Origin of the sequence: Mycobacterium scrofulaceum, from assembly GCF_001667885.1 — a bacterium.
GTDB classification, from domain to species: domain Bacteria; phylum Actinomycetota; class Actinomycetes; order Mycobacteriales; family Mycobacteriaceae; genus Mycobacterium; species Mycobacterium scrofulaceum_C.
The window spans coordinates 48212-61091 of record NZ_LZJW01000129.1 but is presented as its reverse complement, the minus strand read 5'-3'; the positions used below and the strand labels follow the sequence as shown (position 1 = coordinate 61091).

At 68.2% G+C, this 12880-nt stretch carries 1 protein-coding gene; it reads left to right on the top strand.

Going from position 1 to position 12880, the window contains the following annotated elements:
* Positions 1-12873: amino acid adenylation domain-containing protein (locus A5681_RS18770; RefSeq protein ID WP_419866337.1), on the top strand; the 12873-nt coding region annotated here is incomplete at its 5' end.
* Between the last annotated feature and the right edge of the window lie 7 nt (positions 12874-12880).

The window sequence follows — 12880 nt, the reverse complement described above, 5'->3', positions numbered from 1 at the left end:
CAGATCGCCCGGCTCAGCCAGCTGTGGTTCGACGCCCTGACCGGCATCTGCACCCACGTGCGGCGCGGCGGCGGCGGACTGACCCCCTCCGACATCGCCCCCGCCCGGCTCACCCAACACCAAATCGACCAACTGCAAGAGCAATACGACATCGCCGACATCTTGCCGCTCACCCCGATGCAGCAAGGGTTGCTCTTCCACGCCACCACGCGCGACACCGACGACGATGTATACGCGCTCCAGCTGCAGATTTCCGTGACCGGCCCGCTGGACCCGCACCGGTTGCGCGTCGCGCTCGACACGGTCGTCAGCCGCCATCCACACCTCGCGGCAAGATTCTGTCGACAATTCGAACAGCCGATCCAAGTCATCCCCACCAAGCCCGAAGTTCCCTGGCAGTACATCGAATTCGAGACGGATGCGGAAGATCAGATAGCGAGCCTGTGCGCCGCCGAACGCGCAGCGGTCTGCGACCTCGCAGACGAGCCTGTCTTCCGGGTGGCCCTACTCCACACCGGCGACAACGAGCACCGCATCGTGCTGACCAACCACCACATCCTGCTTGATGGCTGGTCGCTCCCGATCCTCCTGCAAGAGATCTTCGCCTGCTACCAAGGTCGGCAGCTGCCCGCGGCGACACCCTACCGCCGGTTCATCACCTGGCTCGCCGAACGCGACGTGGATGCCGCGCGCACCGCCTGGGGCCAGGCACTCGCCGGCCTCGATGCCCCCACCCTCGTCACCCCGCCAGGACGGTTGACATTGGGACCGCGTGCCGTTGCATCGGACCGACTGCCCGCTCACATCACCCAAGCCGTCAGCGAGCTGGCGCGCTCGAACCACACCACCGTCAACACCGTGCTGCAGGCGGCGTGGGCCCAACTGCTGATGGGACTGACCGGCCAGCGCGACGTGGTCTTCGGCACCGCCGTCTCGGGAAGGCCCGTCGAGATACCGGGCGCGGAGGCGATGGTCGGTCTGCTGATCAACACCGTGCCGGTGCGCGCACAGATCTCCACAACCACCACCACCGCCGACCTGCTCGACCAACTGCACGACGCCCACAACCACACCCTCGACCACCAACACCTGGCGCTCAACGAGATTCACCGCGCCGCCGGTCACGACCAACTGTTCGACACCCTGTTCGTCTACGAGAACTACCCCGTCGACACCACCGCGCTGGCGGGTGCCGACGGGCTGGCCATCACCGGGTTCATCAGCCGCGAATCCAACCACTACCCCCTGACCGCGCAGGCCACACCTGGAGCCGAGCTCGGTCTGCGCGTCGAGTACGACACCGACGTATTCGACACTGGAATCATTCGAGCACTGATCAAGCGGTTCCAGCGGGTGTTGGTGGCGATGGCTGGTGATCGGGGGGCGCGGTTGTCCTCGATTGAGGTGCTCGACGCGGGTGAGCTGGCCCGGTTGGGGGAGTTGGGTCATCGGGCGGTGTTGACCGAGCCGGTCGCGGCGGTGTCGATTCCGGCGTTGTTCGCCTCGCAGGTGTTGCGTGTGCCGGGGGCGGTGGCGGTGCGGTGTGGGGGGCGGTCGTGGACGTATCGCGAGGTGGATGAGGCCTCGAACCGGTTGGCGCATTGGTTGATCGGTGCTGGGGCGGGCCGGGGTGAGTGTGTGGGATTGGTCGTGCCGCGCTCGGCGCAGGCGATCATCGCGATCCTGGCCGTGCTCAAGACCGGCGCGGCGTACCTGCCGATCGACCCGGGCTGGCCCGATGAGCGGATCGGGTTGGTGCTGGCCGACGCCGCGCCGGTGGCGGTGGTCAGCACCGCGGGGCTGGCCGGGCGGCTGCACGGGCACACCTTCACCGTCGTCGACGTCGACGACCCCCGCATCGACGCCCAGCCCGCCACCGAGCTTCCCGCCCCGCCAGCCGATGTGGTGGCGCACCTGATTTACACCTCGGGCACTACCGGGGTGCCCAAAGGGGTGGCGGTCACCCATCACAACATCACCCGCTTGTTCGACGCACTGGATGTCGGTGTCGAGGTGGGGCCCGCCCAGGTGTGGGCGCAATGCCACTCCTATGCCTTCGACTTCTCGGTGTGGGAGATCTGGGGGGCCCTACTCCACGGCGGCCGGCTGGTGGTGGTGCCCGAGGAGGTGACCCGCTCCCCCGAGGAGCTGCGCGCCTTGCTGATCGCCGAACACGTCACCGTGCTGAGTCAGACCCCCTCCGCGCTGGCCGCACTGTCCCCCCACGGGCTAGATGGGGTGGCGGTGATGGCCGCCGGGGAAGCCTGCCCGGCCGAGATCGTGCAGCGCTGGGCGCCGGGGCGGGTGATGGTCAACGGCTACGGGCCCACCGAAACCACCGTGTACGCCACCATCAGCACCCCCCTGACCCCAGAGTCGGCCAGCGTCCCGATCGGGGCGCCGGTGCCCGGGGCGGCGCTGTTCGTCCTCGACCCGTGGCTACGTCCCGTCCCGCCCGGGGTGGTCGGCGAACTCTATGTCGCCGGGCGCGGGGTCGGGCTGGGCTACCTACGCCGGGCCGGGTTGAGCGCCGCCCGGTTCGTGGCCTGCCCGTTCGGGCCACCCGGGACCCGGATGTATCGCAGCGGGGACCTGGTGCGCTGGCGCCCCGACGGGCAACTGGACTACCTCGGACGCGCCGACCAACAGGTCAAAATCCGCGGCTACCGCATCGAACTCGGCGAAATCCAGTCCGCCCTCGCTCAACTCGACGGCGTGCAACACGCCGCGGTCATCGTGCGCGAAGACCGCCCCGGCGACAAACGCCTCGTCGGCTACATCACCGGCACCGCCGACCCCGCCGCCCTGCGCACCGCCCTGACCGACCGGCTGCCCGGCTTCATGATCCCCGCCGCCATCATCGCCCTCGACACCCTGCCCATCACCGTCAACGGCAAACTCGACACCCACGCCCTACCTGCACCCGACTACCTCAACCTCGACCACTACCGCGCCCCCACCACCCCCATCGAAGAAATCCTGGCCACCATCTACGCCCAAACCCTCGGCCTCGAGCGCGTCGGCGTCGACGACTCCTTCTTCGACCTCGGCGGCGATTCGCTGTCGGCCATGCGCCTGATCGCGGCTATCAACGCCGATTTGGACACCGACGTCTCGGTGCGCACCCTGTTCGACGCGCCCACGGTCGCGGAGCTGGCACCCCGCCTCGCCGGGGGAAGCCAGCGAAAGCCGTTGGTGCGCAGAGAGCGTCCCGCGAGGATCCCCCTGTCGTTCGCGCAGAACCGGCTGTGGTTCGTCAACCAGTTCGAGGGCGGGGTGGCGACGTACAACATGCCGACCGCGTTCCGGATCACCGGGGAGCTGAACGTCGAGGCGCTGACGACGGCGCTCGACGACCTGGTCGCCCGCCACGAATCACTGCGCACCGTGTTCCCCGACATCGACGGCGTCCCGCAGCAACAGGTTCTAGCGGCCCGGCCGGGCATGTGGCGGCGCGGCGACACAATGGTGGTGTCGCTGACCGATCAGCGGGACGTCGCCGGTGAGTTGATCGCGCTCGCCAGTCACCGATTCGACTTGGCGACGGAGATCCCGATTCGCGCGCAGATCTATTCGACCGGACCGGCCGAGCACGTGCTCGCGATCGTGCTGCACCACATCGCCTTTGACGGTTGGTCACTGGCCCCCATGTTTAGGGACATCGGCGTCGCCTACGCGAGCCGGTCCGCGGGGCTCGCACCGAGTTGGGCCGAACTGCCGGTCCAATACGTGGACTACACGCTATGGCATCAGGACTTGCTGGGAGACGAATCCGATCCCGACAGTGTGGCCGCTCGCCAATTGCGCTACTGGCAAAGCGAATTGGCCGGGCTGCCGGAGATCGTGTCACTGCCACCGGACCACGTCCGGCCACCGGAGCCCAGCTATCGCGGCGACGAAGTGGAGATGCTGATCGAGCCGACGTCGTGGGCAGGGGTCAAACAGCTCGCGGCGGCGCACAACGCGACGGCCTCGATGGTGTTGCAGGCGGTCATGGCGGTGTTGTTGCAGCGGGTCGGAGTGGGCGACGACGTGGTGCTGGGCACACCGATCGCGGGACGCTCGGACCGGGCGCTCAGCGATCTGGTCGGCTTCTTCGTCAATACCTGGGTGCTGCGGGTCCAAGTGGATCCGACGTGCCGGTTCACCGATGTCCTTGCGCGGGTGCGTGATAAGGCCTTGGACGCGTACAGCAATCAGGACGTTCCGTTCGAGCGGTTGGTCGAGCAGCTCAACCCCGCACGCTCCGCCGCGCACCATCCGTTGTTCCAGGTGCTGATGGTGCTGCAGAACAACGCGCGGCCGGACGCTTTCGCGATCGACGGCCTCGCCGTCGAACAGTGGGCGGTGCCTACCCGCGCGGCGCGCTTCGACCTCGACTTCGAACTGGTGGAGGTGCCCACAGACGACCCGGCCGCGCCACGGGCCGCCGGATCGGTGACATACGCGACCGATCTGTTCGATCGCGCCACCATCGAGCGCCTGGTCGATCGGTTCGGAAGGGTGCTGGACGCGGCGGTCACGGATCCGTCGGTGGTCGTGGGTGAAATCTCGCTGATGGATTGCGGCGAAGCCGAACTGGTGCAATCGGCGTGGGCCGGTACCGGGGTCGACGCCCGGGTGGGAGTGGCGCCGCAGTTGCTCGCCGCGGCGGTGGCGGCCGGCCCGGACGCGATGGCGGTGGTCGACGGCACCCGCTCGATGTCGTACCGCGAGCTTGACGTCGCGTCGACACGCTTGGCGCGCGTCCTGATAGAGGCCGGCGTCGGCGCGGAGGGCGCGGTGGCCGTCGCGATGGACCGGTGCTTGGAACTGGTGGTCACCTGGTGGGCCGTCGTCAAGGCCGGCGGAACCTACGTTCCCGTCGACCCGACGCACCCCGTCGAGCGCATCACCACCGTGCTGGACACCGTCAACGCGATATGCGTGGTGACCCGCGACGCCGACACCGTTGCCGGGGCCGGCGACCGCCGCGTGCTGCGCGTCGACCGGGTGGACCTCACCGCGCGCAGCGCCGACCCGATCACCGACGCCGACCGCCTAGCTCCGCTGACGGCGAACAGCACCGCCCATGTGGTCTTCACATCCGGATCCACCGGCACCCCAAAGGGAGTCGCGGTCAGCCACGGCGGCCTGCTGGAAATTGCCGCCCTGGGCGAGCGATTCGGGCTGGACGCGGGCACGCGGCTGTTGATGCTGGCCGCGGCGACCTTCGACGTATCGATCGGCGAATTGTTGCTGGCGGTTGGGTCGAGGGCGGCGCTGGTGGTCGTGCCGCCGGAAGCCGTTGCGGGCGAGGCGTTGACGGCGTTGCTGCACCACCATCGCGTCAACGCTGCGGTCTTGACCCCATCGGTGCTGTCCTCACTCGACCCCGCACGGCTCGACGCGGTCGAAACACTCATCACCACCGGCGAAGCCTGCCCCAGCGAGTTGGCGGCCGGCTGGGCGCCGGGCAGGCGAATGTTCAACGCGTACGGCCCCACCGAGGCGACCATCTGGGCCACCTGCGGCGCGCCCCTGTCGCCGGGGCAACCGGTCGGAATCGGCAACCCCGTCCCGGGCGTGTGCGCCCTCGTGCTGGACACCAGGCTCAACCCCGCGCCCATCGGCGTCGTCGGCGAACTGTACCTGGGCGGACGTGCCGTCGCGCACGGCTATGTCGGCCGAGCGGCGCTCACCGCAGAACGGTTCATCGCCAACCCATTTGGGGATCCGGGGTCACGCCTGTACCGCACGGGTGACCTGGTCCGCTGGACCGCAGCCGGAACACTGGACTACCTGGGCCGCGCCGACAGCCAGATCAAACTGCGCGGACAGCGAATCGAGCTGGGCGAAATCGAGAACAGTTTGCTGGCCTGCCCGCACGTCACCATGGCCGCCGCCGCGGTGCACAACAACGGCAACGGCGCCAACCTCGTCGCCTACGTGACCCTCGAGCACGCCACCACCGCCGACAACGACGACGACGAGATCGTCGCGCAGTGGCAGCACGTCTACGACGACCTGTACGCCGCCGAGGCCGGCACCTCCGGGCTCGGCACCGACTTCCGGGGATGGAACAGCAGCTTCACGGGCGAGCCGATCCCGCTCGCGGAGATGGAGGAGTGGCGTTCGGCCACGGTGGACCGGATCATGGCCTTACAGCCACGGCGGGTGCTGGAGATCGGCGTGGGTCTGGGCCTGGTCCTCGCACACGTCGCCCCGCAGTGCGAACGGTACGTCGCCACCGACATGTCCGCGGCGGCAACCGATTACCTCGCCCGCTCGATGGAACGGCTGGAGCTCCCGTGGCGTGATCGTGTCCAGCTGCTGACCCGGCCCGCCCACGTGACCGAGGGCTTGCCGCTGGGATTTTTCGACACGGTCATCCTCAACTCGGTCGTTCAGTACTTCCCCAACGCGGGATACCTGGCCGACCTCATCGACAGCGTCATGGAGCTGCTTTGCCCGGGCGGATCGCTGTTCATCGGCGATGTCCGCAACCACAGCTTGCAGGGCGCGTTCCAGACCGCGGTCACGCTCGCGCGCAGCGACACCGCCGACACCGCCGAACTTCGTCACCGTATCCAGCGCGCCGTGGTCGGTGAAGCCGAACTTCTGCTCTCCCCGGAGTTTTTCACCGCGTGGGCGGCCGACCGTCCGTCGGTGTCGGGACTCGACATCCAAGTCAAGCGCGGAACGGCCGACAACGAACTCACCCGGTATCGCTACGACGTCGTCGTGCACAAGGCGCCTACATCGGTGCGCTCACTGGGCGCCGCCCCCGCCTGGACATGGACGGATTGCGCGGGCTTGGACGGGCTGCACGATCGATTGGCCTCGCAACGTCCCGCCGACATCCGGATATCGGACATCCCGCGACCGGGATTGGTCACCGACGTCCAAATCGAACAGGCCCTGGCCGCGGGGCTCTCCGCGGCGGACGCGCTCGCCCGGGCTTCCGGCGCGGAGTCGACCGGCGGCGCGACACCCGAGGAATTGCACCGCCTCGGCGAGGCCATCGGTTATCGCGTCGCGGTCACGTGGGGCGCTCAACCGGGCACGCTCGATGCCATCTTCACGAATGCCAGTGACGCGGACGGTATTTCGCTGGTCGGCGACGTGTACCTGGCGGAACCGGACGGCCGACACGACACGGCGAACGACCCCCGCAACAACACCCGGATCAGCGCGGTACGTCGCCGGCTGAGCGCCCGGTTGCCCGACTACATGTTGCCGACGCAGATCATGGTGCTCGACGAGTTCCCGATGACCTCGTCCGGCAAAATCGACCGAAAGGCGCTGCCGGCGCCGGTCTTTGCCGACACGCCCTTCCGCGCCCCGCAGACCCCGACCGAAGAAACCCTGGCCGGGATCTACGCCCAAGTACTCGGGCTGGACCGGGTTGGAGTCGACGAGTCGTTCTTCGACCTGGGCGGGGACAGCATCTTGTCGATGCAGGTGGTGTCGCGAGCCCGCGCGGCCGGCCTCAGCTGCCGGCCCCGCGACATTTTCGTCGAGCAGACGGTGGCCGGGCTGGCCCGGGTCGTCGGGGTGGCCGCAATAGGACCCGTCGACGAGGGCATCGGTGACGTGGCGGTGACCCCGATCATCCGCTGGCTGAGCAACGTCGACGGCCCCGTCGACCAGTTCAACCAGACCATGGTGCTGCAGGCCCCCGAGGGGGTGGACCTGGCCGACGTCACGGTCGTGCTTCAGGCGCTGCTGGACCGGCACGCCATGCTGCGGCTGCGCGTCGAGGACGGCCCCGACGGCTGGAAACTGACTGTGCCCGAACCGGAATCGACGCGTGCCGCGGCACTACTGCACACCGTCGACGCCCTCACCGACGAGACGATCGTCGCCGCCCGGTCGCGGCTCGATCCGGCCGCCGGGGTCATGCTCAGCGCCGTCTGGGCGAGCACCGGCGGACAGCTCGCATTGATCATCCACCATCTGGCCGTCGACGCGGTGTCATGGCGGATCCTGCTCGAAGACCTCAACATCGCTTGGGCCCAGCACCACAGCGGGCACCCCATATCTCTGCCCCCGGGCGGGACGTCATTCCAACGGTGGGCCGCACTCCTCGCCCAACATGCCGGCGACCCAGCGGTATCGGCGCAGAGCGAGGCCTGGCAACAGATATTGGCGACGCCGCCGGCACTACCGGAGACGCCAGACACCTATGCCACCGCCGAGCACCTGACCGCCTCGCTCGACGGTGAGACCGCCCGGTTGCTGATGAACGACGCGCCCGCGGCGTTCCACGCGGGAGTCCAGGACATCCTGCTGATCGCGTTCGCGTTGGCCTGCGCCGAATTCCTGGGCGCCGGGGACGCGACTATCGCTCTCGACGTCGAAGGCCACGGCCGCGACGAAGAACTGGCCGCCGACGTCGACCTGTCCCGCACCGTGGGATGGTTCACCACCAAATACCCCGTGGCGCTGAGCACAGGTGCGCTGGCGTGGCCGCTCGTGACGGGCGGTGATGCCGGCCTCGGCCCAATCATCAAGCGCGCCAAGGAACAAGTTCGCGCGCTTCCCGATCCGCTGACCTACGGACTGCTGCGCTACCTCAACACCACGCTCACGGGGCCCGAACCCACGATCGGATTCAATTACCTCGGACGCCTTGGCGGCGCGCACGGCGCCGACCCCGAAGCGTCCAACGATCTTTGGCTGGTCAGTGCGGACGGCTCGGCGTTCACCGCGGCCGCGTCCGCGGTGAGCATGCCGTTGATGCACACCGTGGAGCTCAGCGCCGTCGCCGTCGAAACCGACTCCGGCCCTCAGCTGAACGCCACCTGGACCTGGGCGCCCTCGGCGCTGGACCACGCCGGCGTCAGCCGACTCAACCGGTTGTGGTTCGAGGCCCTGGCCGGCATCGGCGCCCACGTTGCGCGGGGCGGCGGCGGGCTGACCCCCTCCGACATCGCACCCGCGCGGCTCACTCAACAGCAGATCGACACCCTGCAACGGCAATATTCGATCGCCGACATTCTGCCGCTCACCCCGCTGCAGCAGGGCCTGCTGTTCCATGCCAGCACCACGCAGGGTTTCGACGACCTGGCCGAACTCTATTCCGTTCAACTGGATTTCAGCGTGGACGGGCCGCTGGACCCAGACCGGATGCGTGCAGCGGTGCAAACGGTGGTCGACCGCCACCCCAACCTCGCGGCCCGATTCTGCGCCCAAGACGAACCGGTCCAGCTCATCCCCGTCGATCCCGCCCCGGCATGGCAGTACGTCGAACTGGGCGACACCGAGGACGCCGACGCACGGATCCGGCAACTCTGCGCGGCCGAACGCGTCGCCGTCTGCGACCTCGCGAATCCGCCGGCTTTCCGGGTGGCCCTCGTCCGCACGGCACCGGACCGGCACCGGATCGTGGTCACCAACCACCACATCGTCCTCGACGGCTGGTCGACGTCGATCCTGCTGCAGGAAATGTTCGCCGCGTACTACGGCCAGCGGCTCCCGGCGTCCACCTCGTACCGCCGATTCGTCACCTGGCTGGCCGATCGCGACCTGGAGGCCGCCCACACCGCGTGGCGCGAGGTGCTCGCCGGGTTCGACACCCCCACCCTTGTCGGTTCCGCGAACCGGGCGGGTCCCGGGCGCCGAGGCGAGGCCTCGTATCGGTTCTCCGAGCGGACGACTCGCGCGCTGACCGAACTGGCGCGCTCGCATCACACCACCATCAACACGGTTTTGCAGGCCGGCTGGGCGCAACTGCTGATGTGGCTGACCGGCCAGCACGACGTCGTCTTCGGGGCCGCGGTCTCCGGACGTCCCACCGACCTGCCCGGCGCGGAATCGCTTGTGGGACTGCTGATCAACACGGTGCCGGTGCGCGCCACCATCGGAGCGGCCACCAACACCACCGAGCTGCTGAACCAACTCCAACAGGCCCACAACCGAACGCTGGACCACCAGCACCTGGCGCTCACGGCAATCCACCACATCACCGGTCACGACCAGTTGTTCGACACCCTTTTCGTCTACGAGAACTATCCCGTCGACACGACTGCGATGGCGGGTGCCCATGAGTTCGCGGTCACCGACATGACCACTCACGAATCCACCCACTATCCGCTGACACTGGAAGCCCGCACGGGCGAACAACTCGGCGTGCGCGTCGAATACGACACCGGCATCTTCGACACCGGCGCCATCGACACACTCATCACGCAGTTGGAGCGCGTGCTGAAGGCCATGACCGCCGACCCCACCGCCCGGTTGTCCGCCCTCGATCTACTCGGCGAGCCCGAACGTGCCCGCCTCGCGGCCTGGGGCAACCTGGCATCGTTGGACCGGCCGGCCACACCCGTCTCGATTCCGGCGTCCTTCGCCGCTCAGGTCGCGCGGACCCCCGACGCCGTGGCGGTCACCTGTGCCGGTCGCTCGATGACCTACCGCGAAATCGACGCGTCCGCGAACCGCTTGGCGCACCTGTTGAGCGAACAGGGCGCGGGGCCCGGACGGTGCGTGGCGCTGCTGTCCGCCCGCACAGCTGACGCGATCATCGGCATCCTCGCGGTACTGAAGGCCGGTGCAGCCTATCTGCCGATCGACCCGGCGCTGCCGCGGGACCGCATCGAGTTCATGATCGCCGATGCCGCGCCGATCGCCGCGATAGCGACCGGGGGGCTGGCCGACCGGTTGGACGGGTCCGCACTGCCCGTCATCGACGTCGACGACCCCCGCGTCAAGACCTACCCGGCAACGGCGTTGCCGCCGCCGGACCCCGATGACCTGGCCTACATCATCTACACCTCAGGAACCACCGGCGTCCCCAAGGGCGTGTCGATCACCCACCACAACGTGACCCAACTCGTCCGGTCCCTCGATCCCAACCTGGCGTCGCCGCAACAGGTATGGACGCAGTGGCACTCCTACAGTTTCGACATCTCGGGCTGGGAAATCTTCGGCGCCCTGCTCAACGGCGCGCGACTGGTCGTGGTGCCGGAGCCGGTGGCCGCGTCCCCGGCCGACTTCCACGACCTGATCATCGCCGAAGAGGTCACGGTGCTGTGCCAAACGCCGACCGCGGTCAACATGCTTGCGCCCGAAGGACTGGAGTCGGTGGCGGTGCTGGTCGGCGGCGAGCCCTGCCCGCCCGACGTGGTGGACCGCTGGGCGCCCGGCCGGGTGATGATCAACGAATACGGCCCGACCGAGACGACGATGTGGGTGACGTTGAGCGCGCCGCTCACAACGGGTTCCGATGGCGTGCCGATCGGTACGCCGGTAGCCGGTGCCGCCCTCGTCGTGCTCGACGGCTGGTTGCGGCCGGTGTCGGTAGGTGTCGTCGGCGAACTCTACGTCGCTGGACACGGTGTCGGAGTCGGCTATTGGCGCCGCCCCGGGCTGTCCGCTTCGCGGTTTGTGGCGTGCCCGTTCGGGCCGCCCGGAACGCGGATGTATCGCACCGGGGATCGGGTGCGCTGGCGCGCCGACGGGCAACTCGAGTATCTCGGGCGCACCGATGATCAGGTCAAGATCCGCGGCTACCGGGTCGAGCTGGGCGAAATCCAGAGCGCCCTAACCGAACTCGAGGGCGTCGAACATGCTGCGGTGATCGCCCGCGAGGACCGCCCCGGCGACAAGCGCCTGGTCGGTTACATCACCGGCACCGCCGACCCGGTCGCCGTACGCGCGGCGCTGGCCGAACGGCTACCCGCCCACATGGTGCCGTCCTCGGTGGTGGCGCTCCAGGCGATGCCCCTGACCGTCAACGGCAAGCTGAACGTCCGCGCGCTGCCGGCCCCCCGGTACGCCGACGGTGACCGGTACCGCGCACCGGCGAATTCGGTTGAGAAGACCCTGGCCGACATCTACGCGCAGGTGCTGGGTGTGGAGCGCGTCGGGGTCGACGATTCGTTCTTCGACCTCGGCGGGGACAGCATTTCGGCGATGCGGGCGACCGCCGCGATCAACGCGGCCCTGGATGCGGGCCTTGCTGTGCGCACCTTGTTCCACGCGCCATCCGTCCGGCGCCTGAGTCATCAGCTGGGCACGCCCGCCAGCGCCGAGGAGTTGGTGCCGGTCGAGACCCTCAAGGAAGGCAACGGCGTCCCGCTGTGGTGTATCCACGACGGATTCGGACTCAGCTGGCCCTATCGAGCGCTCGGCGAATACCTGGATGGCCCGATCATCGGTATCAACCGGGTGCCACAAAACGGCGAAGGCGAAGCCGAATCAATCCGGGCCATGGCGGCCAGATACGCGGACACCCTGCAAACGCTGTATCCCGACGGGCCCTACAAGCTGCTGGGCTGGTCGTTCGGCGGCGTCGTCGCCCACGAACTCGCCATCGAGTTGCGGCGACGCGGGTGCGTGGTCCAAAGCCTGGTCTTGCTGGACGCCCCGTACTCAGCGGCCAAGGGCGTAACCAGGTTTGGTACCAACAGGATTCGCGCATCGGCCGAGGGTCAGATTTTGGAGCGCATTCTGCGGGCCAACGGCATCGACCCCGGGACGGGTCCGCTTACCTATCAGCAGGCCGAAGAGTTGATTCGCCGGAAGCTGGGCAGCTCCATCCTGCCGCCGAAAGAGCTGTTGGAGTTCATGGTCAAAAGCGCCAACGCCAGCCACTCGTTCCTGGCCGAGCACGTGCCCGAGAAGTTCGACGGTGACATGGTCGTGTTCTCCGCTGCCCGCAACGGGCACCGAAACGGCAGCGACCCAACGCTATTGGCGCAAATGCATAAGTTGGGAACCCAACTGGCGGCCCGGTCCCGGCTGAAGAAATGGAAATCCCATACAGCCGGCGCCTTCACGGCATACTCGATCGATTGCTCGCACTACGACATGTTGACCACCCCGTCGCTCAACATCTACGGCGAGCACCTCAAATTTGCTCTGGAGAACGTGAGGCGGTCCCGGTGAAGAAACG